Annotated in this window: 34 protein-coding genes and 1 pseudogene; 21 read left to right on the top strand and 14 right to left on the bottom strand. The window is 65.0% G+C overall.

Annotated features, from left to right (window positions below; genetic code table 11):
* Positions 1–233 (bottom strand): annotated as a pseudogene (locus ACMV8A_RS06605) (hypothetical protein); the annotation flags it as partial.
* Entirely contained in the window at positions 233–1,126 is an 894-nt protein-coding gene (locus ACMV8A_RS06600) for an alpha/beta hydrolase (protein ID WP_495324967.1), read from the bottom strand. The gene ACMV8A_RS06600 and the pseudogene ACMV8A_RS06605, both read right to left, overlap by 1 nt.
* 69 nt (positions 1,127–1,195) lie before the next feature.
* Between ACMV8A_RS06600 and ACMV8A_RS06595 the strand changes: the two genes are divergently transcribed.
* Positions 1,196–1,852 (top strand): ArsR/SmtB family transcription factor, encoded by a 657-nt coding sequence (locus ACMV8A_RS06595; protein WP_495324966.1) that lies wholly within the window; start codon positions 1,196–1,198, stop codon positions 1,850–1,852.
* Between the two features lie 18 nt (positions 1,853–1,870).
* Here ACMV8A_RS06595 and ACMV8A_RS06590 read toward each other — a convergent pair whose 3' ends face one another.
* Both ACMV8A_RS06590 and ACMV8A_RS06585 read right to left on the bottom strand, forming a co-directional pair.
* Entirely contained in the window at positions 1,871–3,070 is a 1,200-nt protein-coding gene (locus ACMV8A_RS06590; RefSeq protein WP_495324965.1) for a sialidase family protein, read from the bottom strand.
* Positions 3,067–3,564, bottom strand: coding sequence for a thioredoxin family protein (locus ACMV8A_RS06585; RefSeq protein ID WP_495324964.1), 498 nt, complete (start codon positions 3,562–3,564; stop codon positions 3,067–3,069). The genes ACMV8A_RS06590 and ACMV8A_RS06585 overlap by 4 nt, the downstream gene beginning before the upstream one ends.
* A gap of 184 nt (positions 3,565–3,748) precedes the next feature.
* Between ACMV8A_RS06585 and ACMV8A_RS06580 the strand changes: the two genes are divergently transcribed.
* Together ACMV8A_RS06580 and ACMV8A_RS06575 are read left to right on the top strand one after the other, a co-directional pair.
* The gene (locus ACMV8A_RS06580) at positions 3,749–3,964 is read left to right on the top strand and encodes a DUF2061 domain-containing protein (protein ID WP_495324963.1); all 216 of its coding nucleotides are present in this window, start codon (positions 3,749–3,751) and stop codon (positions 3,962–3,964) included.
* Positions 3,961–4,146 carry a DUF4250 domain-containing protein gene (locus ACMV8A_RS06575; protein ID WP_495324962.1) on the top strand — a complete coding sequence of 62 codons (186 nt, stop codon included), beginning with the start codon at positions 3,961–3,963 and terminating at the stop codon, positions 4,144–4,146. The genes ACMV8A_RS06580 and ACMV8A_RS06575 overlap by 4 nt, the downstream gene beginning before the upstream one ends.
* Here the strand turns inward: ACMV8A_RS06575 and ACMV8A_RS06570 are convergent.
* Entirely contained in the window at positions 4,139–4,849 is a 711-nt protein-coding gene (locus ACMV8A_RS06570) for a DUF6901 family protein (RefSeq protein WP_495324961.1), read from the bottom strand. The two genes, ACMV8A_RS06575 and ACMV8A_RS06570, sit on opposite strands and share 8 nt — an antisense overlap.
* A 114-nt stretch (positions 4,850–4,963) precedes the next feature.
* On the opposite strand from ACMV8A_RS06570, the gene ACMV8A_RS06565 reads away from it, so the two are divergent.
* Both ACMV8A_RS06565 and ACMV8A_RS06560 read left to right on the top strand, forming a co-directional pair.
* Entirely contained in the window at positions 4,964–5,725 is a 762-nt protein-coding gene (locus ACMV8A_RS06565) for a pentapeptide repeat-containing protein (RefSeq protein WP_495324960.1), read from the top strand.
* A gap of 162 nt (positions 5,726–5,887) precedes the next feature.
* Positions 5,888–7,042: an SPOR domain-containing protein gene (locus tag ACMV8A_RS06560; protein WP_495324959.1), complete on the top strand. Its 1,155-nt coding sequence runs from the start codon at positions 5,888–5,890 to the stop codon at positions 7,040–7,042.
* A gap of 52 nt (positions 7,043–7,094) precedes the next feature.
* On the opposite strand, the gene ACMV8A_RS06555 is transcribed toward ACMV8A_RS06560, so the two are convergent.
* Together ACMV8A_RS06555 and ACMV8A_RS06550 are read right to left on the bottom strand one after the other, a co-directional pair.
* Complete coding sequence (locus ACMV8A_RS06555; RefSeq protein WP_495324958.1) at positions 7,095–7,832, bottom strand: sulfite exporter TauE/SafE family protein; 738 nt, start codon at positions 7,830–7,832, stop codon at positions 7,095–7,097.
* Positions 7,833–7,863: 31 nt separating this feature from the next.
* Complete coding sequence (locus ACMV8A_RS06550) at positions 7,864–8,244, bottom strand: hypothetical protein (RefSeq protein ID WP_495324957.1); 381 nt, start codon at positions 8,242–8,244, stop codon at positions 7,864–7,866.
* A gap of 66 nt (positions 8,245–8,310) precedes the next feature.
* Here ACMV8A_RS06550 and ACMV8A_RS06545 point away from each other — a divergent pair, with 66 nt between their 5' ends.
* From ACMV8A_RS06545 to mepK, 3 genes are read left to right on the top strand one after another with little or no spacing between them, the layout of a single operon-like run.
* The gene (locus ACMV8A_RS06545) at positions 8,311–8,643 is read left to right on the top strand and encodes a thioredoxin family protein (RefSeq protein ID WP_495324956.1); all 333 of its coding nucleotides are present in this window, start codon (positions 8,311–8,313) and stop codon (positions 8,641–8,643) included.
* Positions 8,624–10,303, top strand: a complete 1,680-nt coding sequence (locus tag ACMV8A_RS06540; RefSeq protein ID WP_495324955.1) for a L,D-transpeptidase family protein — start codon at positions 8,624–8,626, stop codon at positions 10,301–10,303. The genes ACMV8A_RS06545 and ACMV8A_RS06540 overlap by 20 nt, the downstream gene beginning before the upstream one ends.
* An 11-nt stretch (positions 10,304–10,314) precedes the next feature.
* Positions 10,315–10,863: a peptidoglycan L,D-endopeptidase MepK gene (mepK, locus tag ACMV8A_RS06535; protein ID WP_495324954.1), complete on the top strand. Its 549-nt coding sequence runs from the start codon at positions 10,315–10,317 to the stop codon at positions 10,861–10,863.
* Positions 10,864–10,880: 17 nt separating this feature from the next.
* Here the strand turns inward: mepK and ACMV8A_RS06530 are convergent, their stop codons facing one another.
* Positions 10,881–12,062, bottom strand: a complete 1,182-nt coding sequence (locus ACMV8A_RS06530; RefSeq protein WP_495324953.1) for a murein transglycosylase domain-containing protein — start codon at positions 12,060–12,062, stop codon at positions 10,881–10,883.
* A gap of 143 nt (positions 12,063–12,205) precedes the next feature.
* Here ACMV8A_RS06530 and ACMV8A_RS06525 point away from each other — a divergent pair, with 143 nt between their 5' ends.
* From ACMV8A_RS06525 to ACMV8A_RS06495, 7 genes are all read left to right on the top strand, one after another.
* Complete coding sequence (locus ACMV8A_RS06525) at positions 12,206–13,129, top strand: FecR family protein (RefSeq protein ID WP_495324952.1); 924 nt, start codon at positions 12,206–12,208, stop codon at positions 13,127–13,129.
* 5 nt (positions 13,130–13,134) lie between these two features.
* Positions 13,135–14,109 (top strand): hypothetical protein, encoded by a 975-nt coding sequence (locus ACMV8A_RS06520; RefSeq protein WP_495324951.1) that lies wholly within the window; start codon positions 13,135–13,137, stop codon positions 14,107–14,109.
* A 5-nt stretch (positions 14,110–14,114) separates the two neighbouring features.
* Complete coding sequence (locus tag ACMV8A_RS06515) at positions 14,115–15,554, top strand: CFI-box-CTERM domain-containing protein (protein WP_495324950.1); 1,440 nt, start codon at positions 14,115–14,117, stop codon at positions 15,552–15,554.
* Positions 15,555–15,557: 3 nt separating this feature from the next.
* A complete protein-coding gene (locus ACMV8A_RS06510) occupies positions 15,558–15,947 on the top strand; it encodes a thioredoxin family protein (RefSeq protein WP_495324949.1) in 390 nt (129 codons plus the stop codon).
* 111 nt (positions 15,948–16,058) lie between these two features.
* Entirely contained in the window at positions 16,059–16,265 is a 207-nt protein-coding gene (locus ACMV8A_RS06505) for an Alvin_2107 family globule sulfur oxidation protein (RefSeq protein WP_495324948.1), read from the top strand.
* A gap of 102 nt (positions 16,266–16,367) precedes the next feature.
* Positions 16,368–16,829, top strand: a complete 462-nt coding sequence (locus tag ACMV8A_RS06500) for a DUF4124 domain-containing protein (protein ID WP_495324947.1) — start codon at positions 16,368–16,370, stop codon at positions 16,827–16,829.
* 204 nt (positions 16,830–17,033) lie between these two features.
* The gene (locus ACMV8A_RS06495; protein WP_495324946.1) at positions 17,034–17,921 is read left to right on the top strand and encodes a DMT family transporter; all 888 of its coding nucleotides are present in this window, start codon (positions 17,034–17,036) and stop codon (positions 17,919–17,921) included.
* Between the two features lie 27 nt (positions 17,922–17,948).
* On the opposite strand, the gene ACMV8A_RS06490 is transcribed toward ACMV8A_RS06495, so the two are convergent.
* Positions 17,949–18,206 (bottom strand): glutaredoxin domain-containing protein, encoded by a 258-nt coding sequence (locus tag ACMV8A_RS06490; protein WP_495324945.1) that lies wholly within the window; start codon positions 18,204–18,206, stop codon positions 17,949–17,951.
* Positions 18,207–18,230: 24 nt separating this feature from the next.
* Positions 18,231–18,635 (bottom strand): DUF1622 domain-containing protein, encoded by a 405-nt coding sequence (locus ACMV8A_RS06485; RefSeq protein WP_495324944.1) that lies wholly within the window; start codon positions 18,633–18,635, stop codon positions 18,231–18,233.
* Positions 18,636–18,722: 87 nt separating this feature from the next.
* Between ACMV8A_RS06485 and ACMV8A_RS06480 the strand changes: the two genes are divergently transcribed.
* From ACMV8A_RS06480 to ACMV8A_RS06460, 5 genes are all read left to right on the top strand, one after another.
* Positions 18,723–20,279: a cyclic nucleotide-binding domain-containing protein gene (locus tag ACMV8A_RS06480; protein ID WP_495324943.1), complete on the top strand. Its 1,557-nt coding sequence runs from the start codon at positions 18,723–18,725 to the stop codon at positions 20,277–20,279.
* A 42-nt stretch (positions 20,280–20,321) separates the two neighbouring features.
* A complete protein-coding gene (locus ACMV8A_RS06475) occupies positions 20,322–20,648 on the top strand; it encodes a cupin domain-containing protein (RefSeq protein WP_495324942.1) in 327 nt (108 codons plus the stop codon).
* Between the two features lie 10 nt (positions 20,649–20,658).
* The gene (locus ACMV8A_RS06470) at positions 20,659–21,477 is read left to right on the top strand and encodes an NYN domain-containing protein (protein ID WP_495324941.1); all 819 of its coding nucleotides are present in this window, start codon (positions 20,659–20,661) and stop codon (positions 21,475–21,477) included.
* A 184-nt stretch (positions 21,478–21,661) separates the two neighbouring features.
* Positions 21,662–22,321, top strand: a complete 660-nt coding sequence (locus ACMV8A_RS06465) for a dienelactone hydrolase family protein (RefSeq protein ID WP_495324940.1) — start codon at positions 21,662–21,664, stop codon at positions 22,319–22,321.
* A 62-nt stretch (positions 22,322–22,383) separates the two neighbouring features.
* A complete protein-coding gene (locus ACMV8A_RS06460) occupies positions 22,384–22,755 on the top strand; it encodes a PilZ domain-containing protein (RefSeq protein ID WP_495324939.1) in 372 nt (123 codons plus the stop codon).
* A gap of 4 nt (positions 22,756–22,759) precedes the next feature.
* Here ACMV8A_RS06460 and mutH read toward each other — a convergent pair whose 3' ends face one another.
* Positions 22,760–23,455 carry a DNA mismatch repair endonuclease MutH gene (mutH, locus tag ACMV8A_RS06455; protein ID WP_495324938.1) on the bottom strand — a complete coding sequence of 232 codons (696 nt, stop codon included), beginning with the start codon at positions 23,453–23,455 and terminating at the stop codon, positions 22,760–22,762.
* Positions 23,456–23,523: 68 nt separating this feature from the next.
* On the opposite strand from mutH, the gene ACMV8A_RS06450 reads away from it, so the two are divergent.
* A complete protein-coding gene (locus ACMV8A_RS06450; RefSeq protein ID WP_495324937.1) occupies positions 23,524–24,114 on the top strand; it encodes a malonic semialdehyde reductase in 591 nt (196 codons plus the stop codon).
* Positions 24,115–24,274: 160 nt separating this feature from the next.
* On the opposite strand, the gene ACMV8A_RS06445 is transcribed toward ACMV8A_RS06450, so the two are convergent.
* From ACMV8A_RS06445 to wrbA, 3 genes are all read right to left on the bottom strand, one after another.
* Complete coding sequence (locus ACMV8A_RS06445) at positions 24,275–25,168, bottom strand: cation diffusion facilitator family transporter (RefSeq protein ID WP_495324936.1); 894 nt, start codon at positions 25,166–25,168, stop codon at positions 24,275–24,277.
* Positions 25,169–25,406: 238 nt separating this feature from the next.
* The gene (locus ACMV8A_RS06440; RefSeq protein ID WP_495324935.1) at positions 25,407–25,739 is read right to left on the bottom strand and encodes a hypothetical protein; all 333 of its coding nucleotides are present in this window, start codon (positions 25,737–25,739) and stop codon (positions 25,407–25,409) included.
* A 140-nt stretch (positions 25,740–25,879) separates the two neighbouring features.
* Positions 25,880–26,491 carry an NAD(P)H:quinone oxidoreductase gene (gene wrbA / locus ACMV8A_RS06435; protein WP_495324934.1) on the bottom strand — a complete coding sequence of 204 codons (612 nt, stop codon included), beginning with the start codon at positions 26,489–26,491 and terminating at the stop codon, positions 25,880–25,882.
* Between the last annotated feature and the right edge of the window lie 9 nt (positions 26,492–26,500).

The raw sequence follows: 26,500 nt of genomic DNA, 5'->3' as shown, positions 1-26,500 counted from the left end.
ATGATGGCCTGGAATACGCAGTCCGCCGCCAGCGGTTCGGCCTGTTCCGGCAGGAAACCGCGGCCCTGGAAAAAGGCGCGCGTCTGGTCCGGCAGGCGCTGATTAAAGGTGAAGGACGCGCCATACCCCTGCCATTGCCAGCCGGGCAGGCCGCTGCCTTCCTCGGCAGTCTGTTGGACGGCAGCGAGTGCCGGCGTGGCACTCAACAGCAGGATACCCAGCAACGGATGCATCAGCGGGCCTCGATGAAGGCCACGGCTGCGTCGGCCAGCTCTTCGGCGTAGAGGTCGAGGAAGAAGTGGTCGGCGCCGTCGAGGGTGATGAGTTGGGCGTGCGGGCCGGGCTGGGCGGCCGCCATCTTCTGCGGCAGGTCCCGCACGGTTTCGTCTTCTGAACCGGCGACTACCAGCACGGGCTTGCGGATGTCGCGCACCACGCTCGGCGTGTCCATGCGCGGGTCGGGCTGGTGGTAGGAGAGGAAAGCGCGGGCCGTGGCCGCGGTCTGCTGGCAGTAGAGGAAATCCACCGGCTGCATGAGGGTGTCGCCCTGTCCCTCGGCCACCAGCGCCTCGGCCTTGTTCAGCTCGGCGGCGAGTGGCTTGTTGTAGCGGGACTGGTAGTTCTTTTGGTCGTAGCCGGCGCTCCAGGTCTGCGGCGCAGCCAGCACCACGCTGTGGATCTGGGGGCTGTCGTGGGCGGCGGCGTAGCGGGCAACCTGGTTGCCGCCGCGCGAGTGGCCGAACAGCACCACCGACCTCACCTCCTGGCCCTGGAGCCAGTCCACCCACAGGCCGATCTCGTCCACCGCATCGGTGTGGCGGTGACGGTGCGGCGTGGCGCAGTCGTACATGCCGCTGCGATTGCTCTGGCCCAGGCTGAGGTTGATGGCCAGGGAGCTGTAGCCGCGTTCCAGAAAGAGTTGTTGCAGGGTACGGATGATCTCCATGCGGTGATGGGCCAGGGTACCGTGCAGCAGCAGGATCACCGGCCGCGCCTGCCAGTTATCGCCGGCGCGCTCCAGTTCGGCGCTTACTTGCAGACCTTGGTGGGTCAGGGTGACGGGTTCGGCCTGGGCATTGCCGAGGCTGGCGAGCAGGAGCAGGATGGACAGCGGCAGGTATTTCAAGATGGAGTCCTCCAGTACGATGTTATAATTCAACTTGTTTATTGAATATTTGAAGGGGGCGCCCCGACGATGTCAAGCCAAGGCTTCAAACAGCAACTCTTCGAGCAGTTCGCCCGTGTGGCGAAGGCGATGGCCAACGGCAATCGGTTGGAGCTGCTCGAATTCCTCGCCCAGGGTGAGCGTACGGTGGAGGCGCTGTCCAAGGTCTCCGGTCTCACCGTGGCCAATACCTCCCAGCACCTTCAGCACCTGCGCCAGGCGGGGCTGGTGACCGCGCGCAAAGAGGGGCAGCACGTGCACTACCGCCTCTCCGGCGACGACGTGATCGCCGCGCTGGAGTGCCTGCGCCGGGTGGCGGAGACCCACCTCGCCGACGTGTCGCGTCTGGTGGATACCTACCTGACGGTCAAGGACAGTCTGGAGCCCCTGCCCGCCACCGAGCTTTTGAGTCGCGCCCGCGACGGTCTGGTCACGGTGCTCGACGTGCGCCCCCCCGAGGAGTACGCCGCCGGCCATCTGCCTGGCGCCATCAACATCCCGCTGGCGGAACTGGAACAGCACTTGGCCGAGCTGCCCAGGGAAAACGAAGTGGTAGCCTATTGCCGCGGGCCTTACTGCGTGCTGGCCTTCGAGGCGGTGCGACGCTTGCGTGCCCAAGGGTTCCAGGCACGACGATTGGAAAACGGTTACCCGGAATGGAAGCAGGCTGGTTTGCCGGTGGAATGATTTTCGGCCACGTCTGCCTCACTCCCAGCGCGCCTGGGCGTAGCGTACCTGGGCGCCGCGTTCGTCCTTGTGTACCCAGGCCAGGTGCAGGCGGTCGCCGTGCCACAGCAGCACCGGGTTGTCCTGGTGGCCGGGGCCGGAGGCACCGGGGAGGGTGAAGTCGTCGCTCCAGTCCTTCTCGCCCTGACGGGTGGAGAGCCAGATGTCGGGGCTGTCGTCGCGCGGGTCGTCCCAGGCGGCGACCACGCCGTGGGGCGTGACGGCGACCGCTGGATGCCACTGCGGCTTTTCCGCGGCGAAGGCGTCCTGGGCCTTTTCGTTGGGGCCGAAGCTGTGGCCGTGGTCAGTGCTCACTCCGGCGTAGATGTCGTAGCCGGAGAGAAAGTCGCGCTTGTCCATCCATACCGCCGCCACCACGGCGGCGCCGTCGCCGGCCATGCTGACGCGGGTGACGCCGGGGCCGCGGCCGAGGCCCAGTTCGGCGGCGCTGCCGCCGCGCGGGATTTCGTTGAGCGGGCGCGGCGCGCTCCATTTTTCGCCGTCGCCGCTCACGGCGGTCATCAGCCGGGTATGGCCGGCGCGGCGGTCCTCCCAAGCGATGGCGTAGCCCTGGCCGGTCGCCACGAGGGAGGCGTAGAGCTGCTCATCCTGGGCGGGGCTTACGTCCACGGCGCGGGCAGTGCCGGCGCTGACCTTCAGGCCGCCCACCATGAGCGGGGCACTGACCAGGCGCAGGAAGCGGCCGTCGCGCCGGCCCCAGGCGGCGTGGACACGGCCCTTGCCGGCAGCCAGAGTGATTTGGGCCGATGCGGCGGCATCCAGCAGCGTGAGCGCGCCCTGTTCGGTGGCCGAGAACACCCGCGCCACCACCTTGCCGTCCTGCTCGAAGGCGGCAAGGAAGCGGCCCTTGCCCAGGCCGACCACTACCGGTTCGTAGGCCTCCTTGCCCGCGCTCAGGCGCAGCGGCGCGGCAAAGCCGGGGCGGTCGAGGGCGCGCAGGGCGGCATACACCTGCGGGCTGCCGCTGCGGTTGTCTTCCCACACCACGGCCAGGTGCCCGTCGCTGGCGGTGAGGTTGCCGCGCCCCGCGGACTCCAGGTGGGGAAACAGCTTTTCCTGCGCCGCGCCCGAAACGGCCTCGAAGTCGGCGAATGCCCACTCCGCTTGCAGGGACTGGGCCAGCGTCAGGGCCAGCAGTCCGGCCGCCAGCCCCCTCACGACGGATTCTCCGCCAGGAATTCCAGCAGCTTCATCTTTTTGTAGTGGCCGCCGCGCACATAGCGGTCGAAGTCGCGAAAGTCCTGCACGGTCTTGAAGCCCGGCGCCTGCAGGATGCGGCTGCCGTCCGGTTCCAGATAGAGGAACACCGGGGTGGCGAAGACGTTGAGGCGCGCACCCAGTTCCATTTCGGTGATGCGCTCGCCGGAGGGCAGGGTGAGGCGGGTGCCGCTCTCGGCGTCCACATAGATCAGCACGTAGTGGTCGCTATAGAGCTGCTGAAGGCCGGCGTCGGAGAAGCTCTCCTTGTTGGTCTTATCGCACCAGGCGCAGCCGTAGCGGCCGAAGTAGAGGAAGATCTTCTTGCCGCTGGTCTGGGCCTGGCGCAGGCCCTCGTCGTAGGGGACGAAGGGATAGCCAGCCGGCGGGTCGGCGTGGACGGCGCCGGCCAGCAGCAGGGCGGCGAGGGCGAGCAGACGGGGGAGTACTTTCATCGGGGGGCTCCGCGGGGTGGTTGGGCTACGTCTCTAATGTAGTGGCGCGCGGCGGCGGCTTTATTCCGCCGTCGGCTTGTTAATAGTCATTAACTATCATTTCGATATAAATAATCCATTTCACCTATTTATCGGCGCCGCTATCCTTTAGGCCATGCAGCCACAGTCAACGAGGAGCGCCGCCATGACCAAGACCGTCACCTTCGCCATCATGCACTTTTCCATCGCCTTCGGCGTGGTGTACGCGCTGACCGGCGACGTGATGATCGGCAGCGCCGTGGCCCTGGTGGAGCCGGCGGTGAACACCGTGGGTTACTACTTCCACGAAAAGGCCTGGGGATTGTTCGGCCGCCGCGCGCCGCACGCGGCGGAGCGGACCATGGAGGCGGTGCGGGCATGAAGCTGCCGGGCGATCCGCACCTGCTCTACAGTCTCATCAATATGAGGCTGCGCAACGACTACGCCGACCTGGACGACCTGGCGCGCAGCCTGGGGGTGGTGCGTGCGGAACTGGAACGACGTCTGGCCCAGGCTGGTTATCGCTATGATGCCAGCCTGACCCAGTTCCGCCGTGTCAAATGATATTGGTCTCCGCCAGATAGGGCGCAAACAGCGGCTTCAGATCTTGCAGCGTTTCCCCCAGCGCGTGCGGCATGCCCTTGACGAACATATCGAGCAGGACGATGGCGTTGATGGTGCCGTCCTCGCGCTTGATGGAGCGGATACGCTCGGCCATGCCCTTGTTCACCTTGGCCACCTTCTCGTAGAAACGCACCAGTCCCTTCATGTCCATGTCGGCGGACAGGTTGTCCTGCCAGCGGTAGTACTGCGCCAGCATGTACATGGAGGCGGCGCGGTAGAAGGTTTCCTCGGCGCTGGCGAAGGGCAGATGGAAGCGCGCCATGGGTTTGAAGAACTCGGTGACCGGGCAGCCGCTGGTGGCAATGACCACGCCCATCAGCGAGCTGATGCCTTCCTGGGCGGTGGCGCTGCGGGTGAGGGTGCGGTCGTCCAGCAGTACAGTGACCTGGACCTGGTCGATGGAGGTGACGTCGCTCAGTTGTTCCACCACCGGCGACAGATGGGCCGCCAGCGGGCAGTGGCTGTAGGAGCCGTAGGGCAGCTGGCAGCCCTCGCACTGCTTGAACTCCAGCCTCGTCCAGTCCGGCAGCACCGGCGGCAGCGGTTCGCGCGGCGTCAGGGTGGCGCCATCGAGATGGATATGGAACTGCTCCTGACGTCCGTTGGGAAAGCTGAAGCGGTATTCGTAGCTGACCGTATCCATAGCCATCGCCGGGTGGAGGAAGATGGGCTGGGAGTGTAGCGGCAAGCGGTCATCGCCGGCTAGGGGGACTCTGCTGCTATGCTTTCCCTGCCGTTCGACGCGGAGGATAGGCGCATGCGATGGTTGGTATGGCTGGTGTTTTGGGCAGCACCGTCGCTGGCGGCCGCCGACCTGCCGCGCGGTGATTGTGTGGCGCCGGCGCCGCACACCGATCTCAGCCATTGTGACTTTACCGGCCGTTCTCTCGCCGGTTATGCCCTGGAGGGTGCCCGCTTCGCCGGCATGCAGCTGGAGAGCATGAACTTTCGCGGTGCGGCCCTGGCTGGTGCCGATTTTCGCGGCGCCAATCTGAAGTGGGCCTATTTCAATGACGCCGACCTGCGCGCGGCGGATTTCTCCCAGGCCGATCTGTTTCATACCACTTTCAATGGTGCGCGTATGGATCAGGCCCGTCTCAATGATGCCTTCATGTTCGGCACCAACCTGCTCAATATCCAGGCGCCGGAGGCCGACTTCACCGGCGCCTATCTCAAGGATGTGCTGTTCGACGAATCGGATCTGAGCCGGAGCCGTTGCCTCGGCTGTTTCATGCGCAGTGGCGGCATGGCCGGGGCGCGTCTGCATGGCGCAGATTTCAGCGGCTCGGACATGACCGGCCTGGATGCCGAGGCCACCGACTTCACCGACGCGCGTCTGGTGGGTGTGGTGTTCAGCGGCGCCATCCTGCGCTATGCCCGTTTTCGCGGCGCCGATCTGGCGCAGGCCAATTTCATCCATGCCGATTTGACCAACACCGAATTTGGCGGTGCACGCAACCTGCCGCCGTCGGTGGGCGAGGTGATGATGCGTTACTTCGGTGCCGAGGAACGGCGCTAGCCCGGCGCGGAAGGGAACGCGTTGCGTGTTGCCGCGCATGCCAGGGGATCCGGGCGGTGACCAAGGCCGAAGCGGGAATTGCCGCTGGCGTTGCCTGTTGTTAGTCTGTGCAGCACAGCGGCCTGCCTCGCAGCGGACCGAAAACAATAACGAGGCCATCTCATGACAGAAAAGCAAACGCCCGGGGAGCAGCACGGCGAGGAGGATCTGCTGGCAGATTTTCGCGATGTGCTGGGTGACGATGACGGCGGGGACAAGCGGCAGATTGACGATACCTCCACCGACCTGGATGCGCTGGATGCGTTTCTCAATGAGTTCGGCCAGGGACAGACCGCGGTTGAGGTCACGGAGGCCTCACCGCAGGACGAGGTGGCGGCCGGGGCGGACGATGAGCCGCCTGTCGGGGCGGAGCTGAATCTCGATGAGTTGGAGGATGTGCCCGAGCTGAGTGTGGCTTCGGAAGTGGCGCCCGACGATCTCGACCTGGCTGTGGTGGAGGACATGGCCGCCCCCGAGCCGCCGCAGCGGAGCGCAGGGCGCGGCTATAGCGGCGATCTGTTCAACGCGGCGCCGGTTTCATCGGCCGCCCCGGTGTCGATCATGGCGGCGGATGATGAGTCCACGACGGATGGCAAGGCGCTGGATGTGTCGACCATCGGCGTGGCCTTGTTCTCGCTGGTGATCGCCGCCGTCGCTGGTTGGTTTGCCGTCAGCCTGCATGGCCAGATGAACGATCTGCGCGCCGAACTGGCGCAGTTGCGTCAGCAGCCGGCAGGAGTTGTTGCCGGCCCGGATCGCCAGACCCAGGAAAATCTGGCGCTGCTCACCCAACGCGTGAATGAAATGGCCGTGCTGCTGGATGGCCCGATGAGCCACATGAGTGACTCCGGTGCGCAGTTGAACGCTGTGACGGCCCGGCTGGATGAGCTGGAGCAGCGCATCGATGCGCTGCGTACGGAGCTGGCGGCTGCCGCACGCCCGGCACAGCCGGTGGCCAAGGCGCCGGAACCGCCCAAGGCGGCTGCACCGGCGTCGCAACCGGCCCCCAAGCCGGTCACCACTGCCAGCAAGCCCGCCGCCAGCGGCGGCTGGGTGGTGAACGTGGCCTCCCTCACCGATGCCAAGGCCGCGGCAGCGGAGCAGCAGCGGCTGAAGCAGGCGGGATTCAACGTCGAGGTACAGACGGCCCAGATGGAGGGGCGCATCTGGTATCGCGTGCGCGCCAGCGGTTTCAGTTCGCGCGAAGAGGCCCAGGTCTACAGCGACATGATCCGTCACAAGATGGGCGTGACGCCGTGGGTGGGGTTGGACAAATAGTTTCGAGTTGGGAGTTTGGGGTTTCGAAAGGCAGGCTTTGGAAATTCAAAACTCAGATTAATAGCATCAACCCGATCACCCCGAGCAGGGCGAAGGCGAAGCGGCGCATCGCCAAATCGGGCAGTGGTGGTGGATAACGGCGGCCCAGCAGGGTGGCGAGAAACACCACCGGCAGGCACAGCACGCTGAGTCGCACCATCTCCAGGCTGATATCTCCCGCCAATCCGACGTACACCAGCCGTGCCACCGTGGCCACCGCAAAGGTGGCGAGCAGCGTGGCGCGCACCACCGCCAGTGGTAGCGGCTGGCGGTAGAAGTGGAACACCAGCGGCGGGCCGCCGATGGAGAACATCCCCGCCAGCACACCGCCGGCAACCCCCACGCCGGTGTCCACCCAGCCCGGTGCGCGCCGCGCATGCGGGTGTGGCCGCAGGGCCAGCAGTACGCCGCCGGTGAGGATCACCGCGCCGAGGAACATGCGCAGGGTGTCCACCGAGGTGTTGTGCAGTGCCTCCAGCAACAGCACGCCGAGCCATACCGCCGGCAGCATACCAAGCAGGGTGTAGCTCACGCCGCGGCGATCGATGTGGTGCACCGCACGGTGCAGGGCGAGAAAGTTGTTGATCAGGGCGGTGAAGCCGACTACCACCGCGGTGAATGCCACCGGGGCGAGGTCGAACAGGGTGATGCCGCCCATGACGATGAGGCCGAGGGCAAAGCCGGTGACGGTCTGCACATAGGCGCCGAGGGCGACGACGAACAGAAAGGCGGCGAGGGTGAGCGGGTCCATGGTGGGGGCGGATTATGCCCCGCCGCCGTGCTTATTCCCAGTTGCGGGTGCAGTCCAGATGGCGCCAGATGCGGTCCATGCCCACCAGCCCCTCATCCAGCATCACGGTGAGCGGCTGACCGCGGAAGTAGCGGTTGCGGGTGGTGAGCCAGAAGCCGGGCATCTTGGGGTTGAGGGGGAACACCACGTGCAGCGCCTGATGGATGCCGATGAGGTGCACGGCGCGGGCGAGCAGATCCTCGTCGTCGGGCAGTGCCTTGCCGCGGCTGAACTTGGTCAGTTCGCGCGTGGCGGTATCCTCCGGCAGGCCGAGCAGGCTGATCTGGTATTCTTCGCGAATATTCCACTCCTCCAGCACGCTCATGACGAGGGTGGCGAGCTGTTCGCGCTCCTGTTGGCTGTAGTGGGACAAAAGTTGATTCTCCTGCATGGTCTTTTGTCATTATCACGGACCCGTCGCCCCACGTCAAAAACTGCCATGCCGACCACACTTGCAACCATCGCCCAATTCACCGCCTTTGTGCAGCAGAACCCTGCCGCCGCCGTGTACTTCAGCGGCCCGGACTGCGGCGTGTGCCAGGTGCTCAAGCCGCGCATCATGGACTTGTTGCAACGCGATTACCCCCGTATCGCCGTGGCGCTGGTGGACTGTGCCGCGGCGGCGGCGCTGGCGGCGCAGCAGTCGGTGTTCGCCGTGCCGACGCTCATGGTGTATTTCGATGGCCAGGAGTTGCTGCGGCTGGCACGCAACTTCTCTCCGGCCCAACTGGGGGAGGCGCTGGAGCGGCCGTATGCGCTGTTCTTCGGTTAGTGCGCTGCTGGCTTTGTTGCTGTGCGCGCTGCCGCTGCGCGCGGCGCCGCTGCACTGGCCCATCGCCGACACGGTGGTGGAACAGGCTGCCGATCTGATCCGCTACGTGGTGGCCATCAACGGCGCGGAACGGGTGGATGGCACGCCGCTGGCAGTGCCGGATCAGGTGAGCCGTTACTATTGGCAACGGGATTTCCGCCCCGCCTGGTTCAACCGCGACGGTATCCTCATCGAGGCCAGCGAATTGCTGCACATGCTGCGTCGTGCGGAAAGTGAAGGCCTGCCGCTGAGTGACTATCCACTGGCGGCCATCGAGCAGCGCCTGTTCGGCGTCATCGACGACCCCCTGCAACTGGCCCAGCTGGACCTGCTACTCACCGACAGCTTTTTCCATTACAGCCTCAATGTGCACAGCGGACGCTTCGATCCGCGCCGTGCCGGTGGCGACTGGTTCATTCCTTACACGCCCCTCGACGCGGCGGCGCTGCTGACGCCGGCGCTGGAACAGCAGAACCTGCTGGCGCTGCTGACCGGTTTGCCGCCACCCCACGCGGGCTATCGCCGCCTGCGCGCGGCCTTGCTGCATTACCGTGCCATCGCCGCCCAAGGGGGGTGGCCAGCGGTGGAGGGTGGCGAGATCCTGCGTCCCGGTGCACGCGAGCCGCGCGTGGCACAGCTGCGCCGGCGCCTGTGGTTGTCCGGGGATTTGCCGTCGGCTCAGGTCGCCGAGCCGGAGCGGTTCGATGGCGCGTTGCGCCGGGCGGTGCGGCAGTTTCAGCAGCGTCACGGGCTGCAGGCGGACGGTAGCGTGGGCGCGGCTACCCTGGCGGTGCTGAACGTGCCGGTGGAGGCGCGTATCCGTCAGATCGAGGCCAACATGGAGCGTTGGCGCTGGCTGCCGCGGCAACTGGAGCCGCGCCACATCCGGGTCAACATGGCAGGCTACGAATTGCAGGTCATCGAGGGTGAGCAGACCGTGTTGCACATGCGTGTCATCGTCGGCCGCGACTATCGCCAGACGCCGGTGTTCACCAGCGCCATGACCTCGCTGGTGCTCAACCCCCACTGGTATGTGCCACGCAGCATCTTCCGCGACGACATCCTGCCGCGCCTGCGCCGCGATCCGGAGTATCTCGGACGCCTGGGCATGCGCCTGTTCAGCAGCCTGAACGGCAACGGCAGCGAGGTGGATGCCGCCAGCGTGGATTGGGCGACGGTGGACGGTGACAGCTTTCCCTATATCCTGCGCCAGGGACCGGGGCCGCAGAATGCCCTGGGCCGGATCAAGTTCCTGCTGCCCAACCGCTACGGCATCTTCCTGCACGACACGCCGGAGCGGGCCCTGTTCAGCCAGCCGGCGCGCGCCTTCAGTTCCGGCTGCATCCGTCTGGAAGACCCCATCGAACTGGCGCGCTATGTGCTGGCCGACGAAGAGCGCTGGAGCCGCGCCAGCCTGGAGGCGGCCATCGCCCAGGGCCGGCCGCTGGGGCTGACGCTGCCGAAGCCGATCCCGGTGTACCTGGTCTACTGGACCGCCTGGGTGGACGAGGCCGGCGTGCTGCAACTGCGTGACGATATCTATGGCCGCGACCGGCGCCTGCTGGAGCTGTGGCAGGAAAATGCGACCGGGATCGTCGCCGCCGAGCCGGCAAATCCGTAGAATCCCCCGCCATGAAAACCCAAGCTGTTTCCATCGCTCGACGCCGCCTGCTCACCTTCGGGGCCGGTGCGGCACTGGCCCTGGTGGCCGGTCCCGTCCTGGCCGCCCGCGGCGAGCGCCGCCTGGCCTTCACCCATCTGCACACCGGCGAATCCCTGCGCGTCCTGTATTGGCAGGACGGCCGCTATCGGACCGATGAGATCGCCGCCATCAACCACCTGCTGCGCGATCACCGCAGTGGCGAGGCGGGGACAATGGAGCCGCAGCTGCTCGATCTCCTGTTCCGTCTGCAACAGCGCCTGGGGCTGCAACGCCCCTACGAGGTGATCTCCGCCTACCGCTCGCCGCAGACCAATGCCCTGTTGAGCCAGACCAGTACGGGGGTGGCGAAGAAGAGTCTGCACATGGCGGGGCGGGCCATCGACGTGCGTTTGCCCGGGCGGGAGCTGGAGTCCTTGCTGCGGGTGGCCCATGAGCTGCGCGGCGGCGGGGTGGGCTACTATCCGCGCTCCGGTTTCATCCATCTCGACACCGGGCCGTTCCGCACCTGGCGTGGTTAAACCCGGAAACTCCGGCCTCAGATATTGACGAACTCGCGCCGCGCCTCCAGCACCTTGACCAGATAGCGGCGGGTCTCGTCACGCGGGTGTTCGTCGCGCAGGCGGCGGTACACCTCCGCAGGCGGCAGTGAGTTGATCACGTCCGGCGCCTTGGCGCGATCCTTGGAGAACATATTGAACACGTTGCCGGCGCCGCCGTTGTAGGCGGCGATGGTGCAGTACTCGCGTGTCAGCGGATGTTCGATGCGTGCCAGGTAGCGTTGTTCGAGGATGTTGAGATAGGCGGTGCCCAGTTCGATGTTGTTGTCCGGATCGAACAGGTATTCCTTGCTCGGGGTATGGGCGTAGCCCTTCACCATCTGATAGGCATCGCGGCCGCCGGTTTCCGGCACCAGCTGCATCAGGCCGTAGGCCGGGGCGCTGCTCACGGCAAATGGATTGAAACTGCTCTCGGTCTTCATCACCGCGTAGATCAGGCTCTTGCTCACGCCGTATTGCTTGGCGTGCTTGTCGACGCTGGCGGCGTAGCGCTGTGCCTGGCGATTCTCATAATCGCGCACCATGGTGATCTGCACGTAGTGCACACGCTTGCTGCCTTGCTCGGTATCCACCATGCGCGTCTGCCGCGCCGTGCGCAACAGATGGTCGGCGTAGCCCTCCGCCAGCGCCGGCGTGTCGATGGCGCGGCCCTGCTGATCCACCACCAGGCCAAGCAGATAGGGGCGGCCGGAGAGGGCCACACTCTTGTCCGAGTACAGGTCCACCGCGCGTGGGTCTTCCGGCGTCAGCAGGGTGGTGACGATGGCATTCTTCAGGCTCTGCTCCGGCCGCGCCGGGTCCAGCGTCTCCACCGTCACCAGACCGCGATCGAATTGCACGATGGCGCGGCTCATGTAGTTCTGGGTGTATTTGACGTAACGCTTGTTGCTGGGCGTCACTACTTCCCGGTTGCCCCACTGCGCCCCCGCCTTGCCGGAGAGAAAGTCCACCAGCTTCTGGTAATTGCGCTGCGCCTGTTGCAGGTCTTGCACCAGGCGCAGGGGATTCTGTTGATAGCTCTGCGCCCGTGCCGCCGCGAGGCTGGAGGCGGCGGCGGAGGGATTGCCGCTGGTGGCCACACGCACCACATCGCTGGTGGAGCAGGCGCCGAGGCCGAAGATTCCGGTGAGAATTACCAGCGAGGTGCGTACGCGTGTCATGGGCACCAAGGATACCTGACTGAGCGTTTCAGGCAAGGCCGCGTGGATATTTCCTGGCCGGCATCTTCCCTCGGCTTCGTCGCGGGTTCATCATAACCAAAACGCTTGCCAGTACGCCGTCGCACTCATCTCGGGAGCCGGTGATGCCACGCCTGATGTTGTTCGTGTTGTTGTTGCTTGGTGTACAGGTTCTGCCGCAGCCTGCGGCAGCGGCGCCTTTGGATGGCACCATCAAGAGGCTGACGGCGCGTAAGCAGGGGCTGCACCGCGATGTGACACAGTGCAACCGGCACTTGGAGCGGGCAGAGCAGACCTGGCGCGAGGCGGAAAAGGCGCTGCGTCTGTCCGTGGCGCGCAAGGATCAGGCGGCCGAGGCGACCGCACGGGATGCGGTGGCGATCAGCCGCGATAACTACAACGGTTATCGCGAAATCTGTGCCGACATGGCCGCTGATCTGCAACGGGCACACAAGAACCTGGTGTTGGTGCGTCGTCTGCAAGAACGCGGCCTGGGTACATCTACCGATGCGGCGGTGATTGAACAGCGCGGGCAGGTGGAGCAGCGCAGTGCCACGGGTAACTGGACGCCACTGTCCGGCGCGAGCGCCGAGCCCCTGCAGTCGGGGGATGGCCTGCGCACCGGCCCCAATAGCGGCGCCGAGTTCATGCTGCAGGACGGCGCCACTGCGGCGCAGATCGCCGCTGATACCGAGCTGCAACTGACACTGGACGATGTGGGTAATGCCGTGATCGATCTGAGCCGTGGTGCTTTTTTCGCTGCGGTGCAACAGCTGCGCAACCACAAGAAACACATGCAAGTGCGTACGGGTAGCGGTACGTGTTCTGTGCGCGGCACCCGCTTCGCGGTGCGGCAGGCGCCGGACGGCAGCACCGAACTGCTGGTGCTGGAGGGTGTGGTGGAGGCCATGCCGGCGGATGGCGGCAGCGCGGTGATGGTCGAGGCCGGGCAGCGCCTGGTCATGCGCCAAGGCGGGCCGTTCAGTGCAGTGGCCGCCATCGACTGGAACACGACGCGGCGCTGGTGGCGTGAGGAGCCGGAAGAGTGAGGGCCATGCGTCATGCCAGCGCCGGCCTGTTGCTGTTCTTCTCCTGCTACGCGCAGGCCGACTGGTGGATCGCCTATTCGCCGGTGATCGTCAAACACACCGGCCAGTCCACCTATTGCTGTTTTCCTACCAAGGAGGCCTGTGAGGCGGCGCGCCGGGAGAAGCTGCAGCCGGCGGATTCCATCGGTTGTTTCGGCTACGACAGCCCCAGCGTCAAGCAGTCGCAGGGCGGTGGCCAGAGCAAGGAGGCCCAGGCCAAGGCCGCCGCCCAGGCCCAGGCGCAGAAGGAGGCGCAGCTCAAGCTGCAGGAGCAGAAGTTTCGCGAGGCGATGCAGGGCACGCTGCACGAATTCAAGGGACTGGACGATGGCGGTGGTACCCGCGGCCTGAGCCTGAAGCCGGTGCCGCCGGCCGGCGGTATCGCGGTGGAGCAGCTCAAGGGCAGCGCCGCCTGGAGCGATGCGGCGACGCGGGCCGAGACCGGCGAGGAGGCGCGTGCCAAGGCTGAATTGGGGGCGCAGGGCGCCGGTGGTCTCAAGTTGCCGGCTGACGCCGCCAAGGTGCCGGAACCGCCGGCGCCGACGCCGGTGGAGGTGCAGCAGACGTTTGTCACGCTGCTGTCCGAGCGCAAGCAGATGAACCGGCAACAGACTCAGCAGGCCGAACGGAATATCCATGCACTGGAGCAGCAGCTGCAGGCGAGCGAGCAGGAGGCGGCGCGCCAGGAGCGCGCATTGGCCAATCTGAAGTTGCAGGACGTGCCTGCCGGCAGGGCAGAGGAAAGCGATGCGCAGCGCCAGGCGCGCGAGGCGCTGGCGCGGGCGCAGGCAGAGCAGCAGAAGCTGAGACAGGAACTGGAGCGGCGCCGGCGCGAGCGCGAACAGCTGGCGCAGGACGAGCAGCGCCTGCAGCAACTGGAAACGCAGTATCAGGCCGACCCGCAGCAGGCCGGTGCATTGATGGAGCAATTGGAACGCTAGGGGGAATGATGAAGGCGAGTTCGCTATGGCAGATGGTTTTGTTGCTGGTGTTGTCGGCGGCAGTGCTGGCGCAGGACGTGCCGGAGGAGGCGCGCCGGCACCTGCTGCGCGGTCAGGCGGCGCTGGAGATGGCCAAGTCGCCGCAGGATCTGCAGCTGGCGATCCGTGAGCTGGAACAGGCCGCCCGTTTCGCCCCCGAATGGCCCGACATTCATTTCAATCTCGGCATGGTGCGCGCCAAGGCCGGCGATCTGGCCGGCGCCATCGCCAGCTATAACCGCTACCTGCAACTGGCTCCGGGCGCAGCGGATGCGCAGAAGGTGCGCGACGAAGTCATCAAGCTGGAGTTCCGCCAGGAACAGGCCACCGTGCGCCAGGCCATGTCCGGTGTATGGGTCGGCAGTGGCGGCAGCTATGCCGTGCAGATGGCGGAGGGCAAGCTGACCGTGTCGAGCAACGCAAAATCGCTCGATAGTACCGATGCCGAGGAAATATTTGTACCGCTGGTCGGCCGCATGACCATGCCGGTCACGGCTCGGGCGACCTTCAGCATGCGCGGCGAGGTCAGCGGCAGCCTGATGCGCGGCGACTGGCGCCGTGGGGAATACAAGCTGGGCGACTGCGTGATTCCGGCCGACAGCGGCAGTTTCGAGGGCGAAATCAGTCTCGACGGCACGCGGATGACCGCGCAGTTCACCAAGCGCCGTTATCATGTCGTGTATGGCGTGAGTGTCATGGGCTATCCCTGCCATGAGGTCACCGAACTGGAGCCGGTGCAAGAGACGTTGGTGCTCTACGGGCCGCTGGGGGAAGGGAAGATCGGTGTCAATGTTCATTACCCGGACGATACCGATTTTTCCCCTGGCGCCAGCAAGAACCATACGTTGTATCCAGTGAAAAACGGCCCGGCCGCCCAGGCCGGTATGGTGGAGGGGACTCTCCTCCTGATGATTGATGGGGTCAATGTCCCGACACTGGAACCGGGCGAGGTGCAGTACCGTCTGACCGGGCCGGCCGGGTCTATCGTCCGGCTGACGGTGTTGCCGCCCAAGGGCACAGCACCGGTGGAGCTTGCCGTCACCCGCGTTGCGCCGGTGAAAGGTGCGCAGGGGGCCTCGGCGATGTCGTCCGGTTGCTTCATCGCCACTGCGGCCTACGGCTCACCGTTCGAGGAGCACGTCGCCACCTTGCGCGAGTTCCGCGACCGTCATCTGCTCACCAATGCCCCCGGGCGCTGGTTCGTCGAGCAGTACTACGAGCACTCGCCGCCCGTCGCCGATTACATCCGCGAGCGTGAGGGCTTGCGTGTGATGGTGCGCGGCGTGCTGACGCCGGTGGTGTATGTCCTGCGCCATCCGGCCTGGGCCATGCTGGCAATGTTTGCGTTGCTGGCGGCGCTGATCGGATGGCGCCGCCGCCGCGCCTTGCTCTGTCAAGCGGGGTGAGGCGTGGAATATCTGCCGTTCATACTCATAGGCGTGATGGCCGTGTTCATGGCCATGCCGCTGTTCATCTGGCTGGGCGGCAAGCGCATGCAGGGTCGAGCCGCACCCGACTATGCCGCCTTGCTCACACCGGAACAGCAGGGGCGCGACAAGCTGCTGTTCTACTTCTACAGCGAGCATTGCGGTCCTTGCCGTGCCCTGGGGCCGCTCATCGACACCATGGCGGCGCGCTACGGCAACGTAGTGAAAGTGGACGTGATGCAGCAGCCGGCGGCGGCGCGGCAGTTCGGTATCCGCGCCACGCCGACCCTGGTGCTGGTGGAGGGGGGCACGGTGGTGAAGGTGTGGCTGGGGGCGGTGGGCGAGAAACAGCTGGACGTCGTGCTGCGCTGAAAAGACATAAACCCTGCGGGGTTGAAATAGTGTACTGAAATACTATGTTAATGCCATGCCCCGCTGGGGTACGACTTCTTTGGCCAATTGACAGGTATTTCAGGAGGCAACATGAACACCACTTACTTCAAGGCAATGGACACCATGGAAAAGGCCGGCGTGGATCGGCAATACATCGACGGCTGGGCCTGTGGTTTCCTGCACAACCCGCGCCGCGGCGAGCAGCACATCACCGCGGCCTATGAGGCCGGCTACGACGACGGCTACAACCAGGTGATGGACGGCTGGCAGGCCTGGACGGGCAAGAAGGCCGCCTGAGCCTGGTCCTGCACCGACACAAAAGCCCCGCCACAGCGGGGCTTTTGCTTTGCGGGCCGAGGGCGCTATGCTGCGTCGAATCCAAGACTGATGGCGCGGCCCATGAACCTCCTGCGTAACATCGCTCTCCTGCTGTTGTTGCTCATCCTGGCCGTGCCAGCCTGGGGTTCCGGCGTCTATCGCTGGACCGATGCCGCGGGCAATGTGCATTTCGGTGACGCGCCGCCGCCGGAGCGCAAGGCGGCGGGTGTCGAACTGCGCTACAACCAGATGGGGTCGACACCGGTGCCGGAGGACATGTTCGGCAAGCGCGAGCCGGTGGTGATGTACAGCGCGACCTGGTGCGGCGTGTGCCGCCAGGCCAAGAGTTTTTTGCAGTCGCGCGGCGTCGCCTTCAGCGAGTACGACATCGAAACCACGCGCAAGGGCCGCGAAGACTATCGCCGTCTGCGCGGCACCGGCGTTCCCATCATCCTGGTGGGCGAGCAGCGCATGAACGGCTTCCATGCGGCGACGCTCACCGGCTGGTTGGAGCAGGCCGGGCATTTGCGTGCCACACCTTGACGCCTGCGGCGCCGGCAGCGTAGCTTAGTCCCCATGGCACACCTGAATGCACGACCGATGCTCAAGGTACGCCGCGCCGTAGGGCGCGATGCGTTGCGTCTGCGTGCCGCAGGAATGAAACCGGTTTAAGCCTCAGTTCAGGCATCGTTTCAGCAAAGGCCGCAGACGTAGAGTCTGCGGCCTTTGCATTTTCGGGAAGGAAAAATGTCGGTACCTGCCGCCTATGTAGGCATCATCCTGATCTGGTCCACCACGCCGCTCGCCATCAAATGGAGTAGCGAGGGCGCGGGCTTTCTGTTTGCCGCCACGGCGCGCATGGCGCTGGGCACCGTGTTGAGCCTGTTGCTGCTGTGGCTGCTGCGCATCGGCCTGCCCTGGCATCGCGAGGCGCGCCGTGCCTATGTCGCCGCGGCCCTGGGCATCTACGCCGCCATGCTGTGCACCTATTGGGGTGCGCAGTACATTCCCTCCGGCCTGATCTCGGTGTTGTACGGTTTGACGCCGTTGTTCACCGGCGTGATGGCGGCGTGGTGGTTGAACGAACGCAGTCTGTCGTCGCTGCGCATCGTCGGTGTGTTGCTCGGCATCGCGGGCCTGGCGCTGATCTTCCTGGCCGGGCGGGCGCTGGAACATATCGCCTGGCAGGGTATCGTTGCCGTGCTGGCGGGTGTGCTGTTGCAGGCGGCCAGTGCGGTGTGGGTGAAGCGTACCGGAGCTTCGGTGCATCCGATGGCCCTCAACGGCGGCGCGTTGCTGCTGGCGCTCACCGCCTACCTGCTGACCTGGGGCATCTCCGATGGGGCGTGGCCGGTGGCGCTGGACCAGCGCAGCCTGTGGGCCATCATCTATCTCGGTGTGATGGGAACCGTGGTCGGTTTCAACCTGTATTTCTTCGTGCTGAAGCGGCTGTCGGCCGGCGCCATTTCGGTGATTACCCTGATGACGCCGGTGCTGGCGCTGCTGCTCGGCAACTGGGTGAATGACGAGACCGTGGAGCTGCGCGTGTGGCAGGGAACCGCCTGCATCCTCATCGGCCTCCTTATCTACCAGTGGGGCGGCCATCTGCTGCGGCGCCTGCGCGCACGGGGCTGAACGGCGGAGCGAACAGGCGGCGGACAGCTACTCCGCCATCAGTTCGTCCAGTTCGCCTTCCATGTGCATCTCGGTCAATTCATTGAAGCCGCCGATCCAGCGCTCGTCGATGGTGATCTGCGGCACGGTGCGCGCGCCGTTGGTGACGCGGGAGAATTCCTGCAACAGGCTGCGGTCCAGATCGATGCGTGCCTCTTCATAGTCGATGCCCCACTTGTTGAGCAGGGTCTTGGTCTTGTCGCATATGGGGCAGGTGCCGGTGCTGTAAATTTTGACGCGAGGCATGGGGACTCCGGTGGTTGCTGGTGGTCAGGTCTGGCGCGGTTCGCGCAGGTCGTGCTGCGCCTCACGCATTTCATGTTGCAGGAAAAAATTGAGTGCGGTACGGATCACGGCGATGGCGCCCAGTTTGCCGATCTGATCCCAACTGGGGGCGATGGCGGTCGACAGGATGTCGGCGCCGAGCTGAAACTCCAGAGCCAGGCTGAGATAGCGCGCGAAGGTCAGCCGCACGGCGGTGAAGTCGGATGGGCGCTTGGACAGCAGCGCCTTGACGAAGCCATGGATGGCGAAGGCTATGCCGAGGGCAATGACCAGGGCGCCCGTGGTTTCGACGATGAGGCGCAACCACTCCACACCGTTCACGATGCTCGCCTCCAGCATGCCGGGGTGGGGTCCGGGCAGCCAGGCTGGTGCCGTCTGTAGTTCGCTCATTGCTGTCGTGCTCCGTCGGGAATGTGCCTATCCTAGCAGCCGGCGACTAGGATATAACAGAGTCGAACCAGGTCTGGGGGAGAGAACATGTCGGTTGTGGAATGGGACTGGGGCGTAGCCGCGCACTATGCCGGGCATCAGGGCCTCGGCTGGTTGTTGCCGATGGTGGCGCTGATGGCGCTGGTGTTGCTGCGTGCCGTACCCGAGGCACGGCGTCCCCTGTTCAATACCCTGTTGCTGTTCGCCGTCAGCCTGGCCGGCCTGCTGTTGAGCGCCCTGCTGTATGCCGGCGGCTACACGGCGGCGGCCTCGACCCTGCGTGAACTGTTCCTGTTGATCGAAGGCATGGCGGTGATTCGCCTGGCCGGCCTACTGTTGTTCCGCTGGCTGTTGCCGGTGTTGCGGCTGGTGCCGCCGCGCATTCTGGAAGATATGGCGGTGATCGCCGCCTATCTGGTATGGGCCATGGTGCGCCTGCGCTATGCCGGGCTGGACCTGTCCAGCATCGTCGCCACCTCCGCAGTGATTACGGCGGTGCTCGCGTTTTCCATGCAGGACACCCTGGGCAATATCCTTGGCGGCATCGCTCTGCAACTGGATGATTCGCTGCAGGTGGGCGACTGGATCAAGGTCGATGATGTCACCGGGCGCGTGGTGGACATCCGCTGGCGCTCCACCTCGGTGGAGACGCGCAATTGGGAAACGGTGGTGATACCGAACAGCCAGTTGATGAAGGGAAAGTTCGTGGTGCTGGGGCGCCGCCAGGGGCAGCCGGAACAGTGGCGGCGCTGGGTCTGGTTCAATATTTCCTTCGGCGTACCGCCGGCGCGGGTGATCGACGTCGTGGAGCGGGCTCTGAACAAGACGGATATTCCCCATGTGGCGCGCAAGCCAGCGCCCAACTGCGTGATGATGGATTTCGGCGACAGTTCGGCGCGCTATGCGGTGCGCTACTGGCTGACCGATCTGGCGGTGGACGACCCGACCGATTCGGTCGTGCGCCAGCACATCTACGCGGCATTGCAACGGGCGGGGATTGTGCCCTGTATACCGGAGCAGTACGTCCATATCGAGAAGGAGGGCGTCAAGCACGATGAGCAGCGCCATGCGCAGGAGATACAGCGGCGCCTCGCTTTCCTGCACCAGGTCGAGCTGTTCCGCACCCTCACCGAGGACGAACTGCGCCTGGTGGCGGAGCGGCTCAAGTACACCCCCTTTGTGCGCGGTGATGTGATGACGCAGCAGGGCGCGGTGGCGCACTGGTTGTATATCGTCACCGAGGGTGAGGCGGAGGTGGTGCTGGAGTCGGCCGGCGGTCGCCGCCCGTTGGGTGTCATCGACGCGGCGCAGGGGCCGGGGTTTTTCGGCGAGATGGGACTGATGACCGGCGAGCCGCGCAGCGCCACGGTGGTCGCCCGCAGCGACGTCGAGTGTTACCGGCTGGACAAGGCTTCGTTTGAAAGCATCATTCAGTCACGTCCAGCATTGGCCGAGGAGATTTCTCACGTCATGGCCGGGCGCCGCGGCGGTCTGGACAGCGCACGGCAGGCGCTGGATGCGCAGGCACATACGGCGCAGAACGCGCAGCATGAGTCTGAGGTACTGCGCAAAATACGGCGTTTCTTCCATCTCGATGCGGTATAGCCGCACCGCGGGCGGTACACTGAACGCAATTCCGGAGCTGCCATGAAGATTCGCAATCTGTTGGGCAATATCCCTGCGGCCTTGCCGGACGAGGTGTTTGAGACACTGGTTCAGGCGCCGTCTTCCCGGTTGGAGCGCATCGTCTCCAACGGCCAGGCCTCGCCGCCCGGTTTTTGGTTTGAGCAGCCCGAGCATGAGTGGGTGCTGCTGTTGAGCGGCAGTGCCGGGCTGTCATTCGACGGGGAAAATGAAACGGTGGTGTTGCGTCCGGGCGACTATCTCAATATCCCGGCCGGCACCCGTCACCGGGTCGAATGGACCACCACACAGCAGCCCACGGTATGGCTGGCGCTGCACTACCAGGACTGAGGAGAACAGGATGGCCACCATCGGCACCACCCAGAGCATGGCCCTGTTTTGTGATTTTGAGAATGTCGCCCTCGGCGTGCGCGATGCAAAATACGACAAGTTCGATATTGCCCGCGTGTTGGAAAAGTTGCTGCTCAAGGGCAGCATCGTAGTGAAAAAGGCCTATTGCGACTGGGATCGTTACAAGGAATTCAAGGCCCCCATGCACGAGGCTTCTTTCGAACTGATTGAGATCCCTCATGTGCGCCAGTCGGGCAAGAACTCGGCCGATATCCGCATGGTCGTGGATGCCCTCGACCTGTGTTACACCAAGTCCCACGTCGATACCTTCGTCATCATCTCCGGCGACTCGGATTTTTCGCCGCTGGTATCCAAGCTGCGGGAGAATAACAAGGTGGTGATCGGCGTCGGCGTGAAGAAGTCCACTTCCGATCTGCTCATCGCCAACTGCGATGAATTCATCTTCTACGATGACCTGGTGCGCGAACAGGAAAAGAAAAAGACCCGCAGTCGCAAGAAGGCCGCCAAGAAGACGGCAGAGAGCAAGGAGGCGCCGCGCGAGGAGGAGGACAAGACACAGGAGGCCTTCGACCTGGTGACGGAAACGGTGGAGGCCCTGTATGCCGAACGGGGGGAGGAGGAGACCATTTGGGGTTCAATGGTCAAACAGGCGCTGAAGCGGCGCAAGCCCGGCTTCAACGAGTCTTATTATGGTTTTCGCTCTTTCGGTAAGTTGCTGGCAGAGATGGCGGCGCGCCAGCTGCTGCGGGTCGACCGCGATGACAAATCGGGCAATATCCTTGTCCGCAGTGTGGAGCACGAGGAGTAGTTCCCGCGCCTTGCCAGGCTCTTGCCATCGTCGCGCCAATGCGTTAAGAGCGGTCGGGCCAGAAAAATTTCAGGATGGACTCATACGACGGCACCGCTACAATAGGCGCCGCCGACGGTACGGGACGACCATGCGGCGTATCCATGCGACAGGGATGGGCGTACCGACTCTTGTGGTGTCTGCTATGGCAATGATGGTGCTTAAAACTCACGACGGCAATGAGGTCGAGGCCTATGTCACCGGTCCCGATACGGCATGCCATGCCGTGCTGATCATTCATGACTGGTGGGGTGTGCTCAAGTACAACCAGCAGTGGGCGGACAAGATTGCCGCGTTGGGCTACAAGGCGATGGTCGTCGACCTGTATGACGGCGAGAAGGCCAGCAATGCGGAGCAGGCCGGTGAGCTGATGCGCAACCTGGACCAGGACCTGGCGGACAACAAACTGCTGGCGGCGCTGGAATACCTCAAGCAGGGCGGCCGCACCGTCACCACCCTGGGCTGGTCGCTGGGCGGCCGGCAGGCCATGCTGGCGGCGCTGCTCGATCCGGAGACAGTCAAGTCCGCCGTTCTGTTCTATTGCCGCATGGTCACCGACGTGGCGGCCCTGCGCGAACTGAGCGGGCCGGTGCTGGCTATCTATGCCCAGCAGGAGCGTACCTGGCCGGACAAGATGGAGAGCTTCAACAAGGCCATGGCCGCCGCCGGCAAGACGGTGGAGACCCATACCTTCGACGCCGGCCACGGCTTCGTCAATCCCGGCAGTGAGCGTTACAGCGAGACCTACGCCAACCGGTCCTGGGAGCTGGTGAAGGAATTTTTGCAGCGCGTTGCGCCGCTGTGAGATAGTGCCCGCCTTCGATGTCACCGCGGCCCGTCGGCCGCAATCTATGAATTGTTGGAGCCATGCAGGAACGACGCGCCAGTCCCCGTGTAAAGATTCGCCTCAAGGTGGGCGTCCTGCTGTCCAGCGGCGAGACACATTACGTCTGGACCTATGACATCTCCCTGGGCGGTATGCAGCTGCTCAGCGAGTACAACGCCGATATGGGCGATGTCCTGCGCGTATTCTTCAGCGTCATCGACAGCGGGACGGATGAATATGTGCGGGTCTACTCCCGTGTCCGGGTGGTGCGGGCGGTCTATGATGGCAGCGAGCGCTGCTTCCGTATCGGCGTCGAATTCGTCGACTTCGAGGGCGACGGCCGTACTTTCTATAATCGTTACCTCGATTCCCTCCTGTATACCCGCTACGGCCAGCGCCTCGGTACCGGCTGAGCACCTATCCCGGCAGCACGAAGTGGCGCCGCAGGATGGCGGCGGTGAAGGTCGCGCGCAGGTAGTAGCCGCGTGGGTTGGTCAGTACGCGCTCGCCATCGGCGCCGACGGCGTGGCGCAGGACGCGGCTGTCGGCGGCCTTGGGGCGGATCTGCAGCACCTCGCCGTGGCGCGCGCTGATCTGTTCCAGTTCCCCCTGCAGGATGCGCTCGGTCAATTCCTCCCAGTCGCGGCGCAGGAGCGCCTCTTCTTCCGGCGCCGGACTCCACAACAGGGCGCTGCCGATGCGTCGCTGCGGCAGCCCTACGTCCTTTTCCGCCTGCACCGGCAGCCACAGCACGCGCGCCAGCTTGCGCCGCAGCCAGCTATGCTCCCAGTCCTCGCCCGCCGCCTCCAGCGGCACGGTGCAGACGTAGGTGGATTCCCGCGGCAGGCCGCGCCCATCCACCGGCAGGGTCTTGAGTTCCACGCCGATGGCCTCAAAGTCAGGGGCAGCCAGCGAACCGGCGGAGGCGCCGAGGGCCTGCTCGATGAGCTGACCCACCCAGCCCTTGTGGCGGCGCAGATCCGTCGGTACGGCCACGCCGAGTTCGCCGGCCAGCTCGCCCAGCGTACGGCCGGCGAGGCGGCGCACCCGGGCCAGCAGTTCGGTTTCGTCGCGGGGAGGTGTAATGTGTGGCATGCGTGCGAGTATGCGCATGCCGCGCCGTTCGTGTCGAGCAGGCGCCGGCACACGGGCAATACTGGTTAACCATATAGGAAACGATAATGAACGAGCCCTTGAACGATACCGCCCTGGACACCCTGTTCCGCGCGGCGCGCAGCTTCAGCCATTGGCAGGACCGTCCGGTCAGCCCGGAGCAGTTGCAGCAACTCTATGACCTGATGAAGTGGGGACCGACCGCCGCCAACAGCTGCCCGGCGCGCATCGTGTTCGTACACAGCGCCGCGGCCAAGGCGCGCCTCAAGCCCTGCCTGGCGGAGGGCAACGTGGACAAGTCCATGTCGGCGCCGGTGGTGGCGATCATCGGCATGGACCTGGAGTTCTACGACAAGTTGCCGCGTCTGTTCCCGCACACCGACGCCCGTTCCTGGTATGCCGGCAAGCCGGAGAAGATCGCCGCCAGCGCCACGCTCAATACGGCGTTGCAGGGTGGCTATTTCATTCTCGCCGCGCGCAGCCTTGGCCTTGATTGCGGCCCCATGTCCGGTTTCGACAATGCCAAGCTGGATGCAGCGTTCTTCCCCGACGGCAAGGTGAAGTCACTGTTCATCTGCGCCCTGGGCTACGGCGTGCGCGAGAAGCTGTATCCGCGCGGCCCGCGTCTGGCCTTCGACGAGGCGTGCCGGATTGAGTGAGGGCTAGGGAAGCTCTGAATAAGTTCAGCGCTTCCGCGGCACAGGGATGTGCCACCATGTTCCAGCGACGATAAGTCGTTGGAACATGAAGCCAATCGAACATCACTCTTTTCGATTCGCGTGGGCTGAGAAGTCCAGGATGGACTTATTCAGACTTTCCCTAGTCCCGTTTGTCATAGGGCATCGGCCGCAGCGGAAACGTAGCGGTCTCCGGTTGCAGCGTGACATGGTCGATGTCGTAGCGCGCGTGCAGCAGCTGTTCCAGCCGCGTCAGCACCTGTTCCCAGTGATCCAGCCGGTCGAGCACGATGTGGGCGGAGAGGGCGATGCGGCCCGAGCCCAGGGTCCAGATGTGCAGGTCGTGGACGGCCTTGATCGGTGCGACAGCGGCCATGGCCTGGCCCACCTCGCGCAGGTCCAGGTGCAACGGCACGCCCTCCATCATCACATGCAGGGCCTCGCGCAGGATGTTCAGCGTGGAATAGAGGATCAGGCCGCAGATCAGCAGGGCCAGCAGCGGGTCGATGGGCGTCCAGCCGGTGAGCCAGATCACGGCGCCCGCGGCCAGCGCCGCCACCGAACCGAGCAGGTCGCCCATCACGTGCAGCAGGGCGGCGCGCACGTTGAGGCTGCCGTCTCCATGCAGCAGCAACCAAGCCACCACACCATTGATGAGCAGGCCGATGGCCGCGGTGATCATCACCGCCAGGCCCTGTACCGGCGCCGGCGTCTGCAACCGTGCCACCGCCTCCCAGGCGATGAGCGCGATCACGCCCAGCATGAACAGCGCATTGAGCAACGCCGCTACCACCTCGATGCGCCCCAGGCCATAGGAATGACGCGGTGAGGGCGGTTGTAGTGCCAGCCGCGCGGCGAGGGCGGCGATGCCCAGCGCCGTGGCGTCGGTGAGCATGTGGCCGGCATCACCCAGCAGCGCCAGCGAGCCGGACCACAGGCCGACCACGGCCTCCACCCCCGCATAGCCCAGGGTCAGCAACAGGGCGATGATCAGGACATGGCGGCGCGGCGGTTGATGGTGGGTGTGAGCGTGCATGCGGCCAGTGTAGCTGTTATGCCAAAGGCCGAGTAGGCGTGGCGCGGTCCCAGGGTGGCTCTGAGCTTAGGAAGTTCTGAATAAGTTCAGAGCTTCTGCGGCACAGGGATGTGCCGCCATGTTCCAACGACCATAACTCGTTGGAACATGAAGCGAATCGAAAATCACACTTTTCGATTCGCGTGGGCTGAGAAGTCCAGGATGGACTTATTCAGACCCTCCCATATTCAGAGCTTCCCTAGCCGATCACCTGCCCGCGATAGATGCGGCGCACGTCGGCCGGTTTTGATTCCGTGGCTGGCGCGGTTGCCTGCACCGGCGCTCCGCGGTAGCGCAGCGGCGCCGCTTGCTCTGCCGTGCTGTCCGGTTCCGCCGTGGTCAGCACCTCCAGTTCTCGTCCCATCTGCCGCAGCAGGGTGTTGCGGGCGCGTGCGGCGAAGGCCAGCAGCTCTTCCGTGGCCTCCGTTTCACTCAACAGCACCGTGACGCCGAATTCCTCACGCACCATGCGCCGCATCATCAGCATCAGGCGGATGCGCTCGCGGGATAGTTCATTGGTGGTCGTATGCATCGTGCAATCTCCATCAGGGGCGATGCAATGGACAGAGCAAAAGCCGGGCCAGCATGCGCGCACGCAGTATTGCGTACGGACGCGTGCCGGCATGGACGATAACGGGGCGCCGACCCCGCAGCGCGCCCCGGCCTGGTGCATCAGGCGCAGAGTTTGGCGGCAATGGTGGCGACGTGGCGGCCCTGGAAACGGGCGCCAGCCAGCTCGTTGGCGCTCGGCATGCGTTCACCCTGACCGCCGGCGATGGTGGAGGCGCCGTAGGGCGAACAGCCGGTGATTTCAGTTATGCCCATTTGCCCCTGAAAACTGTAGGGCAGGCCGACGATCACCATGCCGTGATGCAGCAGGGTGGTGTGAAAGCTGAGGAGGGTGGATTCCTGCCCGCCGTGCTGGGTGGCGCTGCTGGTGAATACGCTGCCGGCCTTGCCGATGAGTGCGCCGCTGACCCACAGTTGTCCGGTGGCATCGAGAAACTGCCGCATCTGGCCGCACATGTTGCCGAAGCGCGTCGGTGTGCCGAAGATGACGGCGTCCGCCTGGCCCAGTTCCTCCACCGTGCAGAGCGGGATGTTTGCCTGCGCCTGTTGCGCCGCGGTGGCGCCCATCTTCGCCAGTACCTCCGCCGGCAGGGTCTCCGGTACGCGGCGCAACACGGCCTCGGCACCGGCCACCTCGCGCACGCCTTCCGCTACCGCCTCGGCCAGGCGCTGGATATGGCCGTACATGGAGTAGTAGACGATAAGGATTTTCATGACACACCT

It is taken from the genome of Sulfurivermis sp., from assembly GCF_059410345.1.
This window is presented reverse-complemented; position numbering and strand designations above follow the sequence as displayed.